16 protein-coding genes and 2 tRNA genes are annotated in these 21,315 nt (G+C 36.2%); 2 read left to right on the forward strand and 16 right to left on the reverse strand.

Translation table 11 applies throughout. The features are described 5' to 3' along the window. Positions 1-208: 208 nt before the first annotated feature. Positions 209-2,419, forward strand: coding sequence for an ATP-dependent RecD-like DNA helicase (locus tag AB1410_06730; GenBank protein ID MEW6456388.1), 2,211 nt, complete (start codon positions 209-211; stop codon positions 2,417-2,419). Between the two features lie 291 nt (positions 2,420-2,710). Here the strand turns inward: AB1410_06730 and AB1410_06735 are convergent, their stop codons facing one another. The 7 genes from AB1410_06735 to AB1410_06765 all read right to left on the reverse strand — a co-directional run bounded on the left by AB1410_06735 (position 2,711) and on the right by AB1410_06765 (position 8,688). Next, positions 2,711-3,112: a PIN domain-containing protein gene (locus AB1410_06735; protein ID MEW6456389.1), complete on the reverse strand. Its 402-nt coding sequence runs from the start codon at positions 3,110-3,112 to the stop codon at positions 2,711-2,713. Further along, positions 3,105-3,332 (reverse strand): AbrB/MazE/SpoVT family DNA-binding domain-containing protein, encoded by a 228-nt coding sequence (locus AB1410_06740; GenBank protein ID MEW6456390.1) that lies wholly within the window; start codon positions 3,330-3,332, stop codon positions 3,105-3,107. The genes AB1410_06735 and AB1410_06740 overlap by 8 nt, the downstream gene beginning before the upstream one ends. Positions 3,333-3,687: 355 nt before the next feature. Beyond that, positions 3,688-4,506, reverse strand: a complete 819-nt coding sequence (locus AB1410_06745) for a hypothetical protein (protein ID MEW6456391.1) — start codon at positions 4,504-4,506, stop codon at positions 3,688-3,690. A gap of 510 nt (positions 4,507-5,016) precedes the next feature. Beyond that, the gene (locus AB1410_06750; protein MEW6456392.1) at positions 5,017-7,149 is read right to left on the reverse strand and encodes a hypothetical protein; all 2,133 of its coding nucleotides are present in this window, start codon (positions 7,147-7,149) and stop codon (positions 5,017-5,019) included. A 7-nt stretch (positions 7,150-7,156) separates the two neighbouring features. Next, positions 7,157-8,350 carry an aminotransferase class V-fold PLP-dependent enzyme gene (locus AB1410_06755; protein MEW6456393.1) on the reverse strand — a complete coding sequence of 398 codons (1,194 nt, stop codon included), beginning with the start codon at positions 8,348-8,350 and terminating at the stop codon, positions 7,157-7,159. Positions 8,351-8,533: 183 nt separating this feature from the next. Beyond that, positions 8,534-8,610, reverse strand: a tRNA-Arg gene (locus AB1410_06760). Positions 8,611-8,612: 2 nt separating this feature from the next. Continuing rightward, positions 8,613-8,688, reverse strand: a tRNA-Pro gene (locus tag AB1410_06765). Between the two features lie 202 nt (positions 8,689-8,890). Between AB1410_06765 and AB1410_06770 the strand changes: the two genes are divergently transcribed. Further along, positions 8,891-11,002: a prolyl oligopeptidase family serine peptidase gene (locus AB1410_06770; GenBank protein MEW6456394.1), complete on the forward strand. Its 2,112-nt coding sequence runs from the start codon at positions 8,891-8,893 to the stop codon at positions 11,000-11,002. A 584-nt stretch (positions 11,003-11,586) separates the two neighbouring features. On the opposite strand, the gene tsaD is transcribed toward AB1410_06770, so the two are convergent. The 9 genes from tsaD to AB1410_06815 form a co-directional block, all read right to left on the reverse strand. Next, complete coding sequence (gene tsaD / locus AB1410_06775) at positions 11,587-12,633, reverse strand: tRNA (adenosine(37)-N6)-threonylcarbamoyltransferase complex transferase subunit TsaD (protein MEW6456395.1); 1,047 nt, start codon at positions 12,631-12,633, stop codon at positions 11,587-11,589. A 103-nt stretch (positions 12,634-12,736) separates the two neighbouring features. Further along, the gene (gene mtnA, locus AB1410_06780) at positions 12,737-13,774 is read right to left on the reverse strand and encodes an S-methyl-5-thioribose-1-phosphate isomerase (GenBank protein MEW6456396.1); all 1,038 of its coding nucleotides are present in this window, start codon (positions 13,772-13,774) and stop codon (positions 12,737-12,739) included. Between the two features lie 2 nt (positions 13,775-13,776). Then, positions 13,777-14,613: a hypothetical protein gene (locus AB1410_06785; GenBank protein MEW6456397.1), complete on the reverse strand. Its 837-nt coding sequence runs from the start codon at positions 14,611-14,613 to the stop codon at positions 13,777-13,779. Continuing rightward, positions 14,606-15,184, reverse strand: a complete 579-nt coding sequence (locus AB1410_06790; GenBank protein ID MEW6456398.1) for a hypothetical protein — start codon at positions 15,182-15,184, stop codon at positions 14,606-14,608. Before AB1410_06790 ends, AB1410_06785 begins: the two co-directional genes overlap by 8 nt. Positions 15,185-15,325: 141 nt before the next feature. After that, positions 15,326-16,180 carry a PIG-L family deacetylase gene (locus AB1410_06795; protein MEW6456399.1) on the reverse strand — a complete coding sequence of 285 codons (855 nt, stop codon included), beginning with the start codon at positions 16,178-16,180 and terminating at the stop codon, positions 15,326-15,328. Positions 16,181-16,189: 9 nt separating this feature from the next. Then, positions 16,190-17,593, reverse strand: a complete 1,404-nt coding sequence (locus tag AB1410_06800) for an ROK family protein (GenBank protein ID MEW6456400.1) — start codon at positions 17,591-17,593, stop codon at positions 16,190-16,192. Positions 17,594-17,719: 126 nt separating this feature from the next. Further along, positions 17,720-19,513 (reverse strand): translation elongation factor 4, encoded by a 1,794-nt coding sequence (lepA, locus tag AB1410_06805; GenBank protein MEW6456401.1) that lies wholly within the window; start codon positions 19,511-19,513, stop codon positions 17,720-17,722. Further along, on the reverse strand, positions 19,510-20,409 hold the full coding sequence (locus AB1410_06810; protein ID MEW6456402.1) for an ROK family protein: 900 nt from the start codon (positions 20,407-20,409) through the stop codon (positions 19,510-19,512). The genes lepA and AB1410_06810 overlap by 4 nt, the downstream gene beginning before the upstream one ends. After that, on the reverse strand, positions 20,406-21,308 hold the full coding sequence (locus AB1410_06815; GenBank protein ID MEW6456403.1) for a class I SAM-dependent methyltransferase: 903 nt from the start codon (positions 21,306-21,308) through the stop codon (positions 20,406-20,408). The genes AB1410_06810 and AB1410_06815 overlap by 4 nt, the downstream gene beginning before the upstream one ends. Positions 21,309-21,315: the final 7 nt, after the last annotated feature.

The following is a 21,315-nucleotide window of genomic DNA, read 5'->3' on the forward strand; positions in this document are numbered from 1 at the left end:
ACTTTTTCAAATTCTGATTTCATCGAAAAAGTGGCCGGAATAAATCGGAATGGGTGGCCACTTTCAATCAGAATCAGTGGCCGGTTTGAATCGGAATCGATGGCCACTTTGGATCGGAATATACAGTCTTAATGTCAAATAAAACATTGAGTTATGGCATTTTCTTGCTAAAATTTGTATCATATGTTAATAATTTCTTAAATTAAAAATGTTAGAAATATTGCAGGGCACAATAGAAAAAATAATCTATGAAAACTCAGAATCAGGATTTGCAATTTTAAAGCTAAAAGAATACGAAAAAGGAGATGAAATTACTGCTCTTGGAAATTTTCCATCAGTTAAAGAAGGAGAACATGTAAGGATTGAAGGAGAATGGATTGTATCGCCAAAATATGGAAAACAATTTAAAGTCCAGAAAGTTGAACTTTTAATTCCTTCCTCGAAAAAAGGGATTGAAAAATTTTTAGCCTCCGGATTGATAAAGGGAATCGGAAATAAATATGCAAAAAAAATTGTTGAAAAATTCGGAGAAAGAACAGTCGAAATCCTTGATAAAAGTCCTGAGGAATTAAAAAAAACCTCTGGAATCGGCGAAAAAAAATTAGAGCTAATAAAAAATTCCTGGAATAAAGAGAGAGAAAAATTCAGAATAATCTCTTCGATTCAGGAATTTGGTATATCAATAAATTTAGCCCTGAAGATTTATAAATTCTATAAAAATAATTCACTCGAGGTGATCAAGAATAACCCTTATCAGCTTGCTCTTGACATCTGGGGAGTTGGGTTTAAAACAGCTGATAAAATAGCGCTATCCCTTGGGATTGACCCAAAATCTTTCATAAGAATAAAAGCATACATTCTATATTTAATGGAAGAAGATTTGTCAGAAGGAAATGTCTTTTCCATTAAAAATAGTCTCATAAAAAAAGCAGCAAAACAGCTGGAAGTTGAAGAAGAGGAGATAGGAAGGGCTGTAGAAGAATTAAAAAGAGAGAAGCTCGTCATCGAAGAACCTATAGCATCAAATTTGAGACCAAATGAGTTTATGAAATCCTCATCTGAAATTTTGACCGCTGAATTAGAAACTTATCAAAAAGCGTTATATCTTCCGTTTTTTTATAAGATTGAAAGAGAGGTGGCTGAATCAATCCTGAACCTTCTTTCATATCCGAAACTTTTTAAAAATATCGATGTGTCAAAATGGATTGAAGAAACAGAAAAAGAGATGGGAATCGAATTTGCAGAGAAACAGAAAGAAGCGATAAAAAAAGCTATAGATGAAAAAGTTATTATAATAACAGGGGGACCTGGCACGGGAAAAACAACTCTCATAAGAGCAATCTCAAAAATATACAGGAGCATGGGAAAGCTTGTGGTATTGTGTGCTCCAACAGGAAGGGCGGCAAAAAGATTGGGGGAGACATCCGGTGAGGATGCAAAAACAATACATAGACTTCTTGAATACAGACCCCAGGAAAATAGGTTTTTCCGCAACGAAAATAACCCATTAAAAGCAGACCTTGTTGTGATAGATGAGTTTTCAATGGTGGATCTCCCACTTTTTTATAATTTGGTAAAGGCGATTCCTTCCTGGACAAGTCTTTTAATAGTAGGAGATAAAGACCAGCTTCCCTCTGTTGGTCCCGGTAATGTATTGAAAGATATAATTGAATCAAATGCCATTCCTGTTGTTGAACTTAATGAAATATTCAGGCAGGCTAAAAAAAGTATGATTGTTTTGAATAGTCACAGAATCAGACGGGGAGAGTTTCCTTATCTTCCAAAAGATGACACCTATGACTTTCAATTTATTCCTGAGGAGGACGAGAACGAAGTGTATAAGAAAATTCTTGAACTCTCTGAAACGATTCCAAGGAAATACGGTTTTGAATCAATTTCATCGGATGTTCAGTTAATATCTCCGATGTATAAAGGAATTATAGGAGTTGATAATCTAAACAGAGCCCTTCAGAAATTATTGAACCCCAGCGGGAAAAAAATCTCAGAGATTCCATTCCACCAGGGAGATAAAGTGATGCAAATAAAAAATAATTACGATAAAGAAGTATTCAACGGAGATATGGGAAAGGTAATGGACATAAGCGAGAGGAGGATGAGAGTAAAATTTGAAGATAGGGAGATTGAATACGGAAGGGAAGAATTTGATGAGTTGGTTCTATCCTATGCAATATCCATTCATAAATCCCAGGGAAGCGAATATATAGCCTGTATAATTCCCCTTCTAACACAGCATTATATAATGCTTCAGAGGAATCTCCTCTACACAGCTTTAACAAGAGCAAAAAAATTGGCGATTATAATTGGTTCAAAAAAAGCTCTCTTCATTGCAATAAGGAACAATAAACCCCTTAAAAGAAATACAAACTTATCTACTCTCCTCCAAAAAGGTGTTGGATAGTTTTTTAATTAAACTAACACAAACGAATTAAATAAATTGACATGTAGGGCATGGCTTTAGCCATGCATTAAGCAACCTCCGAATCAACCCATGAAACAAGTCCAGGGCAAGGTTCGGGGCAGGCTCTGAAGGGTTGCCCTACAAATTATTTATTGCTTTTGTATTAACACATGTTCACAAACTTTTCACGCAAAAATGCAAAAAATGGGGTCAGGTCTTATTTTTTGCATTTTTTTAATCATGCGGTGTCAGGCTTAACACCGATAGACATCGATATATTAAATTTTAAATTTATTCCTTATAGGGAAGAGATTCCTGAGCTATGTACTCCTTTAATATTTCATATTCAGGATCTTTATGAATTAGAATTGCATCCATCTGTTTTGCATAAGCTGCAATTATTGCATCAGCTAAAGAAATGGGATGATTTGCTTTTAAATATCCTGCGCTTAAAAGTATTGGTTCGTCAATTTCATTCAAAATTTTTGCAGGGAGTCGTTTTAACATTGCATATCTTTCATCTGCAATTTCCTGACCTCTTCTTTTCAATGTGATGTAATATATCTCAATTAAAACAATGAAAGGAATATAAACATTATGTTTCTTGATTACATCTTCGACTCTATCAGCTCCTTGCTCATCTTCAAGTAGAGAAATAATGGCAGATGTATCTAAAATGAAATTTTTATTCAATCAGTTTATCCTTCTGACGTTCAGAAATTAATATTTGATTTAATTTCTCTCCTTTAGCCGAACCTCTCAGAGCTTTAACAATATCCTCAGGAACTGGAATAACTTTGATGGTTTTTCCTGTGTCAATCCATTCCAAAGAGGTACCATCTTTTATGCCATATTTATGCCTTATAAAAGATGGAATCACTGTTTGGCCTTTTTTTGTTACAGAAGTTTTCACTTTATTATCACCTATTTTATGATACAAGACATTTTTTAAATTTGCAAGTCAAATTTTGAATTATGGGGTTAAAATTGGGCGAGTTCTCAATCACGCAATGTCTATACTCTTTGCAAATCTAAATTAAAAAATTCAGAGGCGTCTCTGATTTTAAAAAGGTAGCCCACCCTTTTTGTTCTAGTGTGATGTCTCATAAATCTCTTTCCAGACAAACAATTTCTCATAAAGCACACTGAAGGGGTATGGGGAAGGAACTTCCCCAGCCTGGGGAGCAAAGCGTCTAAGGAGATCTTTCTCCCATAGGGAAAGTGTCATGTCACAATAATATAATGAAAGGTATTTAAGTGACATGACACTAGATGCTGTGGGGGATAAGGAATAAGATAAGGGTAAATATTGCTCCTAAAATCACAAGCTTTGCAAAAAGCTTTGAATCGATTTTTTTGAATTTATAAACAAGAAGGGCTAAAAGCCAGTAAATTAGAATTATTAAAGTTTTATTATCAGTTATATCCATTCCAAAAGGGATCCCTGTCCAGGCTTTCCCATATACTTCATAGGCAATCCACCATCCAATCGGAAACCCGGTAATAAAAAACACAACCAGAGCAATTAACACAGAATTAGTCATCTTGGAAATCGTTTCATTTTTATCATCACCAAAAAGATGAAGTAAAGAAAAATAAAGCGAATGAATCAGTATGAACAAAGCAGTCATCATAAGTGTGATATGGAACAAAGTCCCCACTTTTGAAACTGACCCTTCATGCTTTATGAAATATAAATTTTTCGGAGCATTTTTCGGAAGAATAATTTCTTTTCCTTCCCTATCCTTTGCCTTGAAAAAAAAGTAAGTTCTTTCTCCCTTTGGCTTTCCTTTTAAATTGTAAAAATAATAATCTGTACCTTGAAGTTGGGTCATGGTAAAAGTCTCAAATCCTTTCTCTTTCCTTAAATTTAATGTAACTTCTTCTGCACCGATAGGGGATGAAGATTTTACCTGAATCAGCTTGTCCTTTTTTTCAGGCTGCTCGTCTCTATGAACATATGAGATATAAAAATTTCCATTCATTGAAATTTCTGTTGGGTTTTTTATCAAAGTGGCTAAATAGATAAAAAAACCTATAAAAGAAATAAAAATTATTATGGCTCTTGCCTTTCTTTCTATACTCATCTTGCCTCCTCTATTTTAAAAAAAGATTTTATAAGAAAAAATTTAGATTATCAAACAGAACCTTTAAAAATTAATAGAAAAGCACAAATATTTGTTCCATTCTATTGTCGTGTCACTTAAATATCTTTTGTTATTCCTTTGTGACACGACACTTTCCCTATGGGAGAAAGATCTCCTTAGACGCTTTGCTCCCCAGGCTGTGGAAGTTCCTTCCCCATACCCCTTCAGTGCGCTTAAGGAGAAATTCTTTGTCTGTAAAGATATTTATGGGACAGCACACTATTTTTATCCCTCACCCCCGTATCAACCCATGAAACAAGTTCAGGGCAAGGTTCGGGGCAAGCTTTAATCTTCTCCCCTTAGGGGAGAGGGAAGGGTGAGGGGGTAGAAATGTATTAAAATTGAATACGTTTGCATTAGTTATAATTCGCAAAAAGCAAAAAGGGGACAGGCTACTTTTTCACACGCAAAAATGCAAAAAACAAGACCTGACCCCATTTTTTTGCATTTTTACTTTGAAGAGGGGATTATAGACAAAACAAAAGGGGGCTCTTCGCTAATTTCAGTTTCATCGTAAATTTTTAATCGAATAAAATAAAGATAGCGATCTTTATAAGGGAAAAAAGGGGGGTTTTCGATAGATTTTTCAAATTCTTTTTCTGTTAGACCTTTATAGATTAAAACATCTCCGGAAAAGAGGGAAGCTTTGGCTTTGATTTTCTTTCTATTTATTAGAAATTTTATCCTATTTATTTTTTTAAAAGATGTAAAAACAAAATCGAATTTTCCTTTATTGAAAAGGGAGAATTTTCCAAAATCTTCCATTAAAGTAGTTTCATCGATTGAATGGAATGAGACCTTTGTTCTATCCAGATAAATTGCTCTCTTTGAGCCTGTAATTCTTATTCTTGGAAAAACAACAAATATAAAGACTAAGAGTAAAGTAAAAATGAGAGTGAGGATTTTATTTATGTTGATTTTTTTTAGAAATTCAGGCTTTCTGATTTTAAAAATGTAAATAAAAATTAAAGCAACTGTTAGAAATACCCAGAAATAATTTGGAATGTATCCCCAGTTATCTATTTTAATAAAAGAGGGAAGAAACTTTGGTAACGAGATGTATAGATTGCTCAAATCGTAAAAAAGAGCCCCTGCTCTTATTTTTACATCATGGGTTGTTGGCTGATAAAGAGCAAGGGGATCAAGGGTCAGAAATACTGAAATCAAAATTGAAAGACACAGAGAAAGGAAAAAAATTGTCATAAAAAATTTAGATTTATTCTCTTTGAGAAAAAAGCCAAGAAAAATTATAAACGCAAAGGAAACTGCTGTGAAAGGTCTTGCGGGCGGGCACCATCCTCCCCTATGTGTTAAAAATGCGTAGTTAAAGAGGAATGAAAATGAGAGGATCGACCATAGAAAAAACTCAATCTTTGATTTTCTGAGAATTTCCACTAATCCAAGGAATGAGAAAAAATAAAAAGGAGAATATGGAAGAAGTCCATCCCTCTGGTCAAAAAAATAATCCAGAAAGGAATCTATCCTCAATTTTAAAGATATTTTTCTCATTATAAGATCTTTTAAATACTTCATCTTTTCAGGTGTTAATGTTCCCTCATAAACAGCAAAAGTAGAAATGGTCCCATACTTAGAATACATAAAATTAAGGAAAAACAAATACGAAATCAAAGGAATTAAGATAATTGGGATTATTCTAATAAAATAAATTTTATTCTTTATCGCAGAATAAATTAAAAATAAAAAAATTGAGATAAGAATTATATTGTATTTTACCCCAAACCATGGAAAAGTCGAGAGAAGCACGCCACAGAAGAATGAATTGAATAAATTCAATTTATTAAAGCGAACAATCCTCAATACATAAACAGAAAATGAAATCATTGGAATTTCAGGGTAGACATGAAAAGAATAAAATAGAATTGGAACGGAAAAAGAATAAATGGCCCAGATTGAAAGAGCTATTTTCAAATTTTTAAATTCATCCTTTGCAAATAAAAATATCTGAATTCCTAAAAATGCGCTCAATAGAATCATGAAAAATCTGACTATAAAATCTGCCCAGCCATGAATCTGGGTGGAAATCCAGTAAGCCGGGAGAACAAGGTATGAAAGACCCGGAAGATGGATCGAATACCATTCCGATGGGCCTTTTATCCCCCAGGTTGCGTGGGGTCTCAGTCTATATGGAAAAAATGTCTTGTAATCCTCTCTTATATAATTATTCCTTAAATTTATGTCTCCATCCTTTAATATGCTGTGGGAGATAAGAAGATAGTGAGGTTCATCTCCCGAGAATGAGATATTCTTAGAGAGAAATGCAAACAGGAAAATTGTATAGATTGCTAAAGAAATAAAAAAAAGTAGGAAAATGAGATTTTTTATATTAATTCTTGAAATATTTTCCAATAAATTCATTATTCTTTTTCTAAAAACATTTTTTATAGGTTCTAAATTGAGATAGACAATCAAAAACAAAACTATGAAAAGTAAAAAAAATGCTCTTGTTATGAAATCAGTCCTGTGAACATAAAGTTTAAACCTCATAAATGGAATCAGAGTTAAAAGAATAAGAGGTGATAGATTCAATAGTCTATTTAATTTATCCCAGGTCAATTTTTCCAATTTGTGATTAAATCTTTCTCTCAACAATAAGTTTGAGAGATTCGATGAACCTATCGATATCAGAGAAAGAGTTATAGATGTGGGTTGACACTCTTGTCAAATCATAATCATATTCGGAGACAATTCTAACTACAATCTTCTGATTTTTCCATAATTTTTTTGCTATCTCTGCTGCAGGTATTCCATCAATCTTAAATGATACAATGCCTGCTGAAAGAGAATTGTTCATCGGTGAATGAATTTTCAAGCCTGGAATTTCAAAAAGTTTCCCCCTCAGATATCGATTTAATTGTTTAATTCTCAGTTCAATTCTTTCTTTTCCAATTGTGTTCTGAAATTCAAAAGCTTTTTTTAATCCAACCAGCAATGATTCATTGATCGTTCCGACAGTGAATCTATCAGATAAAAGTTTTAAATCATTCCATCCTCCGCTTGCGATTACAGGATAGAGAAGGTGATTGATTTCTTTTCTTATGTAAAGAAGTCCTGTTCCTTTAGGTGCTAAAAGCCATTTATGGAACGAAGATGCATAAAAGTCACAGCCGATCTCTTTAAGATTTATTTTAATCATTCCAGGTGGATGAGCTCCATCGATTACAGATAGAATTTTTTTATCCCTTGCTAACTTGCATATCTCTTTTACAGGCATAACTGCGCCATTTGTGAAAAGGATATGAGATATACTTATCACTTTCGTTTTCTTTGCGATTCCATCATTTATGATGTTTAAAATCTCATTTTCATCTGCAGGTTGAAAGGGAAGGTGGACTCTTTTTATTCTTATCCCATCCCTTGCTTCTCTCACTTCCCAGCATGCTTTACCTCCCACATGTTCATGGTCGGATGTAAGTATTTCATCCCCTTTTTTAAGAACAAGACCCTGGGCTACCATGTTCATTCCTTCAGTGGTATTCCTTGTAATTACAATTTCTTCAGGGTCTGCTCCAAGAAACTCTGCTCCGATTTCTTTGAGGTTTGAATAATCCTCTTTCGTCTCTGTAAAATATATTTCATTTTGAACTATATCTCTTATCACAGCTTCGACAACAATTCTTGGTGAAATTCCAAGACTTCCATTGTTTAAATAAATTCCTTTTTTTGAAAGAATGAAGTGCTCTCTTACAAGATCCCAGTAGTATTCTTCATCGACAATCGATTGCTCTGAAATTCTCTGAAGAGAATATAGAGGACTTTTACTCATTATTCTCAGTAAAGCAGGCAAGCTTATCGAGAAAATTCCCCTTAAAAACTCTCTCCGAGAGTTTTGTCTTCTTTCGCTTATTCTTCCAGATTTTAATTTTGGCTTTGGAATTTAAGTAACCTCCTTATTTATAATTAAGAAATTTATACAATAAAATAAGAAGATTGCAAAATCAATAAAAAATGGCGCGCCTAGAGGGACTCGAACCCCCGACCCGCTGCTTAGAAGGCAGCTGCTCTATCCTACTGAGCTATAGGCGCAATCGGGGCGAGAGGATTCGAACCTCCGACCCCATGGTCCCAAACCATGTGCTCTGATCCAGGCTGAGCTACGCCCCGTCTTTACCAAAATAGCACAAGGATTGACTTGAGTCAATTACATGTTTTAAATCATCTAAAATGTAACCGAAAAATGTTATAAATCCTCCTCAGGAATAAAAGAACCTGACCCTTTTATATACCTTTATATAAAAATTTGTGGAAAATATTTTTATAAGATGTTAAAAATTTTAGTGTAAATAAAAAGAGGAGGCATGAAGAAATGAGAAAAAAATTAATTTCAATTTTTAAAGTTTTATTTTTAGTTTTAGTTTTTGTATCACTTTTTACATCAATCTCATTATCTGAAACTCAAAAACAATCTTTTACAATTGAAATGATAATGAGTGCTCCATTTCCTTCAAATTTAGTTGCATCTGAAAAAATGGATAGAGTGGCTTGGGTATTCAACGATCAGGGTAAAAGAAATATATGGGTTGCTGATGGGCCTGATTATAAAGTTAGACAGATAACAGATTACAATGAAGATGATGGCCAGGAAATAAGTGGATTAACTTTCAGCCCCGATGCTTCGATAATTGTTTATGTGCGAGGCGGCTCCCCCAACCGTCAGGGCGAAATACCAAACCCAACCAGTGACCCTAAAGGAGCTCAACAGGTTATTCTGGCTTTAAAAGTAGAAGATGGCAAGACATGGCAGATTGGCCAGGGAACAAATCCCCAGATATCTCCTCGAGGAGATTTAGTTGTTTTTGAAAGACAGGGAAAAATTTTTAAAGCACCTCTAGATGGAAGTGAGAAGGCTCAACTTCTTTTTGAAGCAAGAGGAAGGAATACCTCTCCAGTCTGGTCACCTGATGGCTCGAAATTAGCATTCGTTAGTTCACGAGAAGACCATAGCTTTATAGGAATTTTCGATATGGAAAAAAAAGAAATTACCTGGATTGCTCCCACGGTTGATAGGGATAACGAACCGGTATGGTCTCCAGACAGCAAAAGAATCGCTTTTATTCGGATTCCAGGAGCCATGGCTGACCCACCTACTACTCGAGATTTAGAATTGCCTTTTTATCTTTATGTAGCTGAGGTATCAACTGGACAAACAAAACAGGTGTGGGCATCCCCAAATCCCACAGGAGGGTTTGCTCAATACTACCCTTCCGAACCTCTAAGATGGGCTTATGGCGATTATTTAGTTTTTTATTCAGAGCATGAGAGCTGGATGCATCTTTACTCAGTTCCTGCTAATAGAGGAAAGGAAATCTGCCTGACCCCTGGTGAATTTGAAGTGGAAGATTCGTTTCTTTCTCCTGACAGAAAAATTCTTATCTTTAACTCAAACCAGGGCGACATAGACAGAAGACATCTATGGCAGGTAGATATCGGCGGAAAAGGTTTAAAACAGATAACAAAAGGAAAAGGGATTGAGTGGAGTCCTGTAATTACCCCCAAAAAAAGAATAGTATTTTTAGCATCAACAGCTCAACAACCCGCCTCACCAGCTACTCTTGAAGAAAAAGGAAATTCAATCCGATTAATATGTCCTGAAACTATTCCTGGAGATTTTCCTCAAAAGAAGTTAATCGAGCCCCAGCAGGTCATTTTCAAATCTCCGGATGGAGTACAAATTAACTCCCAGCTATTCTTACCCGAAAAGACTAAAGCTGGAGATAAAAGACCCGCAGTAATTTTTATGCACGGAGGACCTATCAGACAGATGCTGCTTGGATGGCATCCCCGTGGTTATTACCATAATGCTTATGCATTAAATCAATATCTTGCAAGCCAGGGTTATGTTGTCCTTTCCGTCAACTTCCGTTCTGGAATTGGCTATGGTCGTGCTTTTAGAACAGCTCCCGACCAGGGTCCAAGAGGTGCTTCTGAATATCAGGATATCATTGCTGCTGCAAAGTATCTTCAGGAAAGACCTGAAGTTAACCCAAACAAGATTGGATTATGGGGAGGTTCATACGGAGGATATCTAACTGCTCTGGGCCTTGCTCGTGATTCTGAACTTTTTGCAGCAGGGGTCGATTTGCATGGAGTCCATGATTGGTCTTTACGGGCGAGACAGAGAGACGGAGGAGGATGGGGAATTCATGGCGAGGAATTGATGCGATTGGCATGGGATTCATCTCCAGTTGCTGATGTAAGTTTCTGGTATTCTCCTGTTCTTTTTATCCACGGCGATGATGACCGCAACGTGGATTTTGTTCAAACTACAGACTTAATACAGCGTCTGAGAGCAGAAGGAAAAGCTCATGTGGAACAGTTAATCTTTCCGGATGAGGTTCACAGTTTTCTCTGCCACAAAAACTGGGTCCAGGCTTATAAAGCAGCAGCTGACTTTTTTGATAAGTTTTTGAAAAAATAAGTTATAGGGAACGCTAAAAATAAATAGATGTAGTACTAAGTTGCATAAGTTATGGTTCCATCATTCCCCCAGGCCTTAAGCGGGAATCTATTGATTTTACTGGATTACTGCTGGAGTTTACCCTCATAAAAATGGGGGCAGGAATGACAAATATAAAACGCTAATTTATGCAAATTAGTAGTAGGGCAAGGCTTTAGCCTTGCGTAATTTCATTCAATAATGCAAAGCTAAAGCTTTGCCCTACATTTATTATGTGAATTAGATTTACATCTTCATCTCATACATTTGTTGTAGGGCAAGGCTTTAGCCTTGCGAAAAGCGACCCCGAATCAACCCATGAAACAACCCATGAAACAACCCATGAAACAAGTTCAGGGCAAGGTACGGGGCAGGCTCTAAAGGATTGCCCTCCGAAGAAAATGCCAATTAATTTATGTGAGAGCCCTGAAAAACTTCCAGATCCGTCATTCCCCGACTTCATCGGGGAATCCAGTGTTTTTTAATCAAAGACTTCTGGATTCCCGCTTTCGCGGGAATGACACTAAAACAAGACTTTTTCAGATGTCTCTATGCGTTCAATACAATTATTTATATTTTTTAATTAATTGGGGAAGAGAGATATTTTCATTATTATTAATATAATAACGGGAGAAAGCGCTCGCATCATACGAGATAGTTTTTCCTTTCAAGAATAACTTATACCCAAGGGAGGCAACCATAGCAGCGTTATCTGTGCAAAGCTTTGGTGAAGGAATAAAAACATTTATTCCCCTGGATTTAGAAAAATCAGCCATCCTTTTTCTGAGTTCTCTGTTTCTTGCAACCCCCCCTGCTACGATAATAGAGCTTGTATCATCCATATCGATTGCTCTTTCAACGTTATGAATAAGATAATTGATTATTGCGTATTGAAAACTCGCCAGGAAATCCTTCAGATTATTACTATTCTTATCAATTTTCTCTTTTTTTATTATATGGAGCGCAGCTGTTTTCAACCCGCTAAAACTGAAATCAAGCGTTTTTTCCTTGATTTTTGGAATTGCGAATTTGTATCTCTCATAATCTCCTCCTTCTGCCATTCTATCGATTATAGGGCCACCCGGATATCCAAGGTTCAGAAATTTTGCTATTTTGTCCATGGTTTCTCCAGCCGCATCATCTCTTGTCTTTGACACCAGATTAAAATCAAGCTCTCTTTTTAAATAAAAAATACTCGTATGACCTCCAGAAACAACGAGCCCGAGAACAGGGAATTCAACATCATTTTCGATAAAGGCAGCTTCAAGATGGGAATGAAGATGATTCACGCCCACAAGAGGTTTTTCAAAATATAGGGATAAGGCTTTTGCAAAGGTTAAGCCCACTAAAAGGGAACCAATAAGTCCTGGCCCCTGAGTAACACAGAATAAATCTATTTCCTCTATTTTTAACCCTGCAATTCTCAAGGATTCCTCAAGGATAAAATCAATATTCTGAAGATGTTCCCTTGAGGCTAATTCAGGAACAACTCCTCCCCATGGAGAATGAATCTCATCCTGAGATAAAATCACATTAGAAAGGATATCTCTCTTATCGTTTAGAACTGCAACTGAAGTCTCATCACAGGAAGTCTCTATTCCAAGGACATACATCCTTGCCTCATTCAATTTTTTTAAATTTCCTAATATAATAATCCATTATTATAACCGCATTTAATTCCTATACGACTCTGCCCCCTTACCCTTCCCCTCTACCCTATGGGAAGAGGGGGGATATCTTTCTTAAATTATTCTTGTAGGGAGCTCTTATTATGCCCTTGTCAGTTATGATGGCTGTTATGTATTTATTTGGAGTAACATCAAAAGCAGGGTTCCTTATTTTTAACTCAGTGAAGGATTCTACCCCTTTCAATATCGAAAGCACCTCATCTGGAGACCTTTCTTCGATTGGAATCTGTTTTCCATTCCTTATTGATAAATCTATTGTTGAATGGGGAGCTGCCACATAAAAAGGAATTTTATTCTCCTTTGCAAGAATAGATAATGAGTATGTCCCGATCTTATTAGCAATATCTCCATTCGAAGCGATTCGATCTGCTCCTACTATAACCAAATCAATCTCTCCCTTATTCATTAGCCACCCAGCCATATTATCTGTAATCAGAGTAACAGGAATCTTCTCCTTTAGTAATTCCCAAGTCGAAAGTCTTGCTCCCTGAAGGAATGGCCTGGTCTCGTCAATAAAAACAGATATTTCTTTCCCATCCTGAAAAGCTTTTTTAATAATTCCAAGAGCAGTACCAATTCCTGATGTGGCCAGTGCACCTGCGTTACAATGAGTTAATATTCTATCCCCATCTTCAATCAAACTGCTCCCATATGCTGAGATTTTTCTGTTTAACTCTACGTCCTCTTTTTCAATTTTACAGGCCTCTTTGATGAGAATCTTTTTTAATTCATCGAGGGGAACTTTTCTGCTCTCTTCAAATTTTTTCTTGAGTCTTTCAATCGCCCAAAAAAGATTCCTTGCCGTCGGTCTTGTGGACTCTAATCTTTTGCATATTTCATAAAATTTATCATCCAATTTATCATTAAGTGAAAGATTTAACATTCCAAGGGCAATTCCATATGAAGCAACAACTCCTATGGCAGGTGCTCCTCTTATCGCCATATTTTCTATTGCTTTTGCAACTTCTTCATGGGTTTTCAAGATTATATATTCTTCTTTCTCGGGCAGATACCTCTGGTCAATAATCTTAATGGAATCTCCAAGCCACTCAAATGCTGGCCACATCCCTATCTTTCCTTCCAATCAGGAGTTTCTCCATCTTTCCATTTCCATCTTTTTATCCATTGCATATAAACTCTATTCAGCTTTTCTTTCTCATTACCTTCAGAAGATTTAATTAAATTCTTATAAGAAAATATTATCTGGAGGTCATTATCTCTTCTTATCTTTTCTGTCCTTAATCCTAATTCCTTTGCCATTATTGCTTCTTCATAGGATGTTTTCCAGTCATCTAAATGAGAGGAAATCTGGGAGAGCAAATAGTGAAAATAAGAATTTGAAGGATCTTCAATTATAAGAGATTTAACATTTTTTAACAATTCATTGAGATTCTTTTGCCTTTCCTTTTCATCTATTTCTAAAATCAAAGATAACTCCATATCAACCATTTTCTGAGATGCTAACTCTTTTATCTTCCCAATCTTTGATTTTCGATAAAGGTTTGCCCATATAGAGATTGTTGCATCTTGAATTCCCATTTTCTCAAGAGTAATTCCAACTCCTGCAAGGGAAACCTCTTTAGCCCATTTTCCCCCTTCTTCAAAACCAAAATCTTTTGCGATAAGAAAGCTACCTTTTGCATCTTCCCATTTTTCAAGATTTAACTCAATCAATCCCTTTAAAACAAAAGCCTGGGATGATGGATTTTTTCTTATTTCTTTTTCTAATTTTTCGAGGGCTTTCTTATGATACTTCAGAGCCTGCTCAGTGTTAAAGTTTTCATCAAAATGGTTCGCCTGAATATAGTAAATCTTTGCATCTTTAAGATAGGATGAACAGCTGAAAAAATAAAGAAAAATATGAAGGGTAAAAATTAATTGGATTGTATTTTTAATCTTATTCATGTAATTTCTTTTTTATCTCTTCAAGCAAAATTTTTCTTATCTCTTTTTTATCGAGAGAGCTTAAACCGAGGTTAAAAATCTCTTTTAAAATCTTATTTATCATAACTCTAAAATCCTTATCCATTCTCAAGGGTTCTGTGTCCTCTTTTGCTTTTTTAAGTCTCTCTTCATAACATTCAAAAATTTTCTCAAACTCATTTTTTTCAATTTCTTTTTTGAAAAGAGCTCTGAGAAACGGGTCATTCAAGCCGAGGATGGGATAAAGAGTGTTAAACCTTTGTCTCAAAAAGCTAATATCTTTATTTTTTACATATGGTTCATAATAATTTTTAAGTTCTGCATTAGAAGTAAAAAAATTCATTATAAATTTATCAGGTTTTGTTTCTACAATGTCAGGATTTATAAAAACTGGAAGAGAAAAAGCAATTTCCCCGCTTCTTTCTCTTTTTTTTATCGCATCTTCTATTATTGAAATTAACAAGGGGAAGATTAAATATTTTTTTTCAGGGATAAAAAATTCTATTGTTTCTACTGCGAATCCTAAAACTTTTTTAATTGTTTCTAAATTCATGACAAAAAGTAATTATACTTTTTATAATGAATTTTTCAAATCTTTCGTTAACCTCTTTTCACCTGAAAATCTCCCCTTGCCCTACATGTCAATTTATCTATTGCGTTTGTATTAATCCTTTAACGGATAATTCTACTGAGTTCAAAGGAGTTCTTCTATTCTTGTCTTAACATCTTCTGCAAATCGGTTTATATGAATCAAGATAAATTCTCTAATATCCAGTGTAGGGTCTTTGATCAATGGTGTTAAATCCATGTTAAAGCTCATGGAAGCAGCTACATCCACTGCATGGGAGGCATAATAGGTGGCATTTGCCCTTCTTCTACCGAGGGTTGCAAGGTCATATTTTTTTCCACCCCAAATCTGGGAATCATAAACACCCAAGAGGGAAGATGCAAGATTTTCATGGGCGGATACATCGAAAACAACCTTATCCTCGTCTACAAGCCAATCCAGGCCACCCCATACCTCACAACCATATAAATGGGATGGTTTTAGCTCCTCGGGTAACTCTCTTAATCCTTCTATTGTCCTCAATGCCACTGCCACATGGGTATTGTGCTTGTCTGCAAGGTTATGGGTATAGATTACAGAGGGCTTTGCCAATGTGAGAAGCTCCTTTATGTCCTCTTTCGGATTTGGATTTTTTGGATCCCTCACTTCTGAGCTCGGGTAGTTGAGAAAGGCAACCCCAGCATATTCACCAATAACAGCAGCTTTTTTCTGTTCCTTCCTTCTTACCTTTTTCATTTCCTCATCAGAATAGTTTGTATAAGGGCCACCCCTTGGGCTTCCTCCTCCATCCGTAACAATTATGCCAAAGAACCATTCTTTATCACTTTCAAAGCATTTTAATATGCCATCATAAGCTAATATCTCCATATCGTCTGGATGGGCTGCGATAGCTAAATGGGTGGTTCTCGTCATTCCTTTATCTACGGGCTTTCTATCGGGGATGAATATTTCCGCTCCAGAATGTCTCAGCTTAGGTTCCATTTTTTGCTCCTATTTACTCTCAATAACAGCCAGGCTTGCTGCTGCTAAAGCCTGACCAACACGACGGCTCCACTCATCGGGAAGGTGTATCTCGATACGGCTCTCAAGCTCTGGAAATTCCTTCTTCAAAACTTCCTTTGCCTTTTCCACTATTATGTATCCACCCTCTTCAGAAGCAACTCGCCCGAGAATGAGGATATGGGAAAAATCATAGAAATCAGCATAATGGGCGATGCCATAACCTAAGTAGCAACCTATGGTTTCAAATATCTTTATTGCCCTTGTATCCTTTTCTTTCAATAGCTCCTGGACAGCTCTCAGTCTTTCCACAGGGGATTGACTTTTATCAAGGATTATACCTACTACTTCTGCCAGCCTGAAGACTGCCTGTTGTGAGAAATAATTTACCCCACAGCCATAGTCACCTGACCATTCATCCCAAGGAGCTTTAGGGTTGAAGTCCACTGGAGCAAAGGCTAACTCGTTAAGCCATCCAGTGATGTTTCCATTCTCATTGACATATCCTCCTGCTTGACTTGAACCCATGGCAATACCAAGTACTCTATTCACATTTAAAGTCATCGAGCCCGCCAGTGCAGCAACTTCTCCATCATTTACAACCTCAAGGGGAACTTTCCACCATTTCTGAACATCAAGAAAGAGGTTTCTCACTTTTTTTTGGAAAAGGTTAGAGGGAACTCCCCTGAAAAGAGAGGCAACCATTACACGGTTATTTATATAGATCCCTGCTGCACTGCAGCCGATAGCATCCACAGAAGGCAAATGAGCAGCTGCGCGATGTAAGGCAGACATAATCTCATGATAATGATAGCGCGGGTCTTTTTTATTCTGGGGATCCCATGCCACCTCTTCACTGAAGACTGGTTCTCCCTCTACCACTGAGGTTACTTTTCTATCGCTAGCGCCAAGGTCAAATCCAATACGACATCCATCTAAATGCCTCCCTAAGGGAAGGGAAGGCTCTGAAGGGGAAGGGACCTTCTCAGGATCTGTAACCTCTACAGAAAAATCTTTTTTATAAACAGTGGACATTAAATTTAAATCAAACACTCTTTCTCCCGATGGAGAATAAACCTTCTTTATATGTTCTCCGATTTCTTCAGGACCCCCAATGATAATCTTATACCCACCCTTTTGCCATAGGAGCATCTTAACAAGCCTTTCTATATAAAAGAGATTTAAAGAAGCCAGCCCATGTCCAGAAGGAAAGACCTCCGTTTCAAAAACCGATATGGAACCATCCCCTCTCTCTAAACCGATTAAAAGAGGAATACCTTTTCCCGATGAATGGATTGCATCAAGAAAGGCATGATTCCATAAAACAGCAGGACAGAAGTTCTCATCTAAGGGTGGAATTACCTTTGGCTTTACCATTTCCATGATTTTATGCATTTTTTCTTTTGCTACTTTCCGAACGGTTGGACTCCAAAATAATGGTTTATAATATATCAGAAGGAGTTACTTTGTCAAAGGTTCGTATTAATACAAACCAAGTACAGGGCAGGCTTTAATTTTCAATCAATCTAACTTTAACAGGGCGAGGAAGGCTTCCTGAGGAACTTCAATTCTTCCAATCTTTTTCATCCTCTTCTTGCCAGCTTTCTGCTTTTCAAGTAACTTCTTCTTTCTTGTAACGTCACCTCCATAACATTTCGCTAAAACATTCTTTCTCATAGGCTTTACAGATTCTCTTGCTATTATTCTCCCTCCTATGGCAGCTTGAATCACCACCTCGAAAAGCTGTCTTGGTATCAGCTCTCTCATTTTTGTTATAAGAGCTCTTCCCCTTTCGTATGCTTTCTCTTTATGCACGATTGAAGAAAGGGCATCAATTGGTTCTCCATTTAACAAAATATCAAGCCTTACAAGGTCTCCTTCCTGATACCTTGAGAATGTATAATCCAAAGATGCATAACCACTGGAAACAGATTTCAGCTTACCATAAAAATCAAGAACTATTTCGTTAAGAGGGATATCGTATACTAATAAAATTTTATTAGCTGAAACATAATCGAGTTTTTTCTGAACCCCCCGTCTATTCTCTAATAATTTCAATATCGCCCCGAGATAATCTTCAGGCGTCAATATTAAAATCTCAATGATTGGTTCTTCAATTCTTAATATATTCGAAGCTGGTGGTAGCTTTGAAGGATTTTCCACATCAAAAAATTTTCCGTCTCTTTTTGCAACTTTATATCTCACAGACGGAGATGTGGTTATTAAATTTAATCCAAACTCTCTTTCGAGCCTTTCTTGAACTATCTCCTGATGTAAAAGCCCAAGGAATCCACATCTGAACCCATAGCCCAATGCAGGGGAATTTTCAGGTTCATAAACAAACGATGAATCATTAAGTTTCAATTTCTCAAGAGCATCCTTTAATTCTTCATAATTTGTATCTGCTGCAGGAAACAACCCGGCGAAAACCATTGGCTTTGCCTCTTTAAACCCGGGAAGCGGTGCTGAAGCAGGGTTGGAATCATCTGTAATAGTATCACCGATTCTCACGTCTGAAATTTTCTTGATGTTTGCGATTAAATAACCTACCTCTCCTGCTGAAAGAAATTCAAATTTTACAGGTTTTGGAGTTAGCTTTCCAACTTCTTCAACTTCATACAGGGCTCCTGTATTGAAAAACCTGATTTTCCTCTTTATTTTTAATGTGCCATCAAAAATTCTTACTAAAACAATTACCCCTCTGTATGGGTCAAACCATGAATCAAATACAAGGGCTTTTAAAGGATTCTCTTCAGAGCCTTTTGGAGGAGGGATTTTTTCTACGATTGCTTCTATAACCTCATCTATTCCTGTACCTTCTTTCGCACTTATCAGGTATGCCTCGCTCTGATTAATCCCTATTACATGTTCCATCTGCTCGAGGGTTCGAGGTATATCAGCGTTTTGTAAGTCGATTTTATTAATCAGAGGAATCAAAACAAGGTCATTTTCAATTGCAAGGTATGTGTTGGCAAGAGTCTGGGCTTCAACTCCTTGGGTGGCATCTATTATAAGAAGAGCGCCTTCGCATGCTGCTAAACTTCTTGAAACTTCATATGTAAAGTCAACATGACCTGGTGTATCAATAAGATTAAATACATAATCATTTCCATCCCTTGCTCTGTATTTCAAAGTTACAGTATGAGCTTTAATTGTGATTCCCCTTTCTCTTTCCAGCTCCATCGAGTCAAGAACCTGCTCTTCCATCTCTCTTGGTGAGATTGCTCCTGTTTTCTCGAGTAATCTATCGGCAAACGTGGATTTCCCATGGTCAATATGAGCAATGACAGAAAAATTCCTTATGAATTTGTTCATAAATTTTCCCTTGCCCAGAGAGCAGCTCCAATCATTCCTGCTCTGTTACCTAAAGAAGCAATGGATATCTCAGTGTTTTTATATATCCATTCATGACACCTTCGCTTTATTTCTTCTACAGCAGGTTTCATAATGAAATCACCTGCACCTATAATTCCGCCACCAATAACTATTCTCTGGGGATTTAATATATTAATCAGAGATGAAAGGCCTATCCCTAAATAATACCCTGCTTTTCTAAAAGCCTCGATAGCCTCTTTATCCCCTTTTTCTGCCCTTAAATATATCTCTTTTGTGTCTAAAATCTCTTCCTTTTTTTTCATTGCAAGATAATTTTTGAGAATTTTCGCTGCAGCGACCTCTGTCTCAACACACCCTTTGCCACCACATTTACAGTCATCACCTTCTGGATTCACCACCGAATGGCCAAATTCTCCACCAAATCCATTTGCACCAACCCATAGCTTTCCATTTAGTATAATTCCAGAACCAACACCTGTCCCCAGGGTGATAAACACCATAGAATGGGAATTCTTTCCAGAGCCTTTTTTATATTCTCCCCAAGCAGCTAAATTTGCATCATTGTTTATAAAAAACGGCACAGTAAAATAACGATTAAGGAAAAGCTTTATCTTAACCTCTCTAAAATAATCAATGTTTGGGGAGTTGTATATAATTCCCTTTTGTAAATTATGAAACCCTGCTATTCCAAGCCCTGCAGCTTCGATATCATATTTCTCTTTAAAATCTTTAAAAACATTTCCAATTGAATTTAAAAATTCCTGAAGATTCTTCGGAGTATCGATTGAAATTTCGCTTTCAATTTCTCCTTCCTCATCAACTACACCACACTTTATTTTTGTCCCTCCAACGTCATATCCTAAAAAATAACTCATTTTTTTAATCCTACAATCGCATAGTCAACGAAACCAAAGAGAATATTATTTATTTTCCTGAAATTATCTGAAATTATTCGAAATCTCTCATCATCTTCCGGGATTTCTTTAAGACGTTGCTTCTCTCCAACCTCAGAAAGATAAATTATCTCAATATCTCCAAAACCAGCGGATTCGAGAAGAAATTTTAAAGTTTCTGGATGGACTGGCTTTCGATGGGTAAAATCTCTTGAAAATATTTCAGATAGAGCAAAAAGGGATTTGGGATTTATTGTCTCAAGAATTAGATAGGAATCGCTTTTCAATTTTACAAAAGCTGTTCCAATTAGTTTCTGTAGATAATTTGGTTCTAAATGCTCAATAACCTGAGATGAAAAAATTCCACCTAAAGACTCATCATCGATTGAAAGAAGATGCTCAAGAATATCTGCTTTTACGCATTTAATGCCTTTTTCTTTACAGACCTGAACCATTTCATCATTTAAATCAATTCCATAAGATTCAATTCCATTTTCTTTTAGGATTTCAAGAAACTCACCTCTCCCACATCCAAGGTCAAGAACATTTTTCTTTCCTTTAAAATATTTTAAATAAATTTCCTGCCTTTTCTTTACTTCTTCCTGCCATCCCCTGAAATGAGTTTCAAATCTATGATAACTAAGAGATTCAAGAGCTGATGATAAATCTTTTGTTTTTTTCACATCGATTTTCCTGTACATTTTTAAATCCATTACAATCTCATCGAGTTCATTTTTAATTTTTGTGTGAGCTTTAAGAAGTGCCCTTAGATCTTCCTGCTGAAAACCAATCCTGTCAATCTTCCAGTTAAGACTATCGAATAAAATTCCTACATGGTTTGAACCAAGGGCATCCCATTCTCTTTCTTTTGCATCTATCATCGGAATG

Source organism: Acidobacteriota bacterium (genome assembly GCA_040756905.1).
Lineage (GTDB): Bacteria > Acidobacteriota > Aminicenantia > JBFLYD01 > JBFLYD01 > JBFLYD01.

Excerpts from the sequence above, each read along its gene's own strand:
- AB1410_06730 (MEW6456388.1), top strand. The coding sequence starts at position 209 with ATGTTAGAAATATTGCAGGGCACAATAGAAAAAATAATCTATGAAAAC.
- AB1410_06745 (MEW6456391.1), bottom strand. The coding sequence starts at position 4,506 with ATGAGTATAGAAAGAAAGGCAAGAGCCATAATAATTTTTATTTCTTTT.
- AB1410_06755 (MEW6456393.1), bottom strand. The coding sequence starts at position 8,350 with ATGAGTAAAAGTCCTCTATATTCTCTTCAGAGAATTTCAGAGCAATCG.
- AB1410_06770 (MEW6456394.1), top strand. The coding sequence starts at position 8,891 with ATGAGAAAAAAATTAATTTCAATTTTTAAAGTTTTATTTTTAGTTTTA.
- tsaD (MEW6456395.1), bottom strand. The coding sequence starts at position 12,633 with ATGTATGTCCTTGGAATAGAGACTTCCTGTGATGAGACTTCAGTTGCA.
- mtnA (MEW6456396.1), bottom strand. The coding sequence starts at position 13,774 with ATGTGGCCAGCATTTGAGTGGCTTGGAGATTCCATTAAGATTATTGAC.
- AB1410_06785 (MEW6456397.1), bottom strand. The coding sequence starts at position 14,613 with ATGAATAAGATTAAAAATACAATCCAATTAATTTTTACCCTTCATATT.
- AB1410_06790 (MEW6456398.1), bottom strand. The coding sequence starts at position 15,184 with ATGAATTTAGAAACAATTAAAAAAGTTTTAGGATTCGCAGTAGAAACA.
- AB1410_06795 (MEW6456399.1), bottom strand. The coding sequence starts at position 16,180 with ATGGAACCTAAGCTGAGACATTCTGGAGCGGAAATATTCATCCCCGAT.
- AB1410_06800 (MEW6456400.1), bottom strand. The coding sequence starts at position 17,593 with ATGCATAAAATCATGGAAATGGTAAAGCCAAAGGTAATTCCACCCTTA.
- lepA (MEW6456401.1), bottom strand. The coding sequence starts at position 19,513 with ATGAACAAATTCATAAGGAATTTTTCTGTCATTGCTCATATTGACCAT.
- AB1410_06810 (MEW6456402.1), bottom strand. The coding sequence starts at position 20,409 with ATGAGTTATTTTTTAGGATATGACGTTGGAGGGACAAAAATAAAGTGT.
- AB1410_06815 (MEW6456403.1), bottom strand. The coding sequence starts at position 21,308 with ATGATAGATGCAAAAGAAAGAGAATGGGATGCCCTTGGTTCAAACCAT.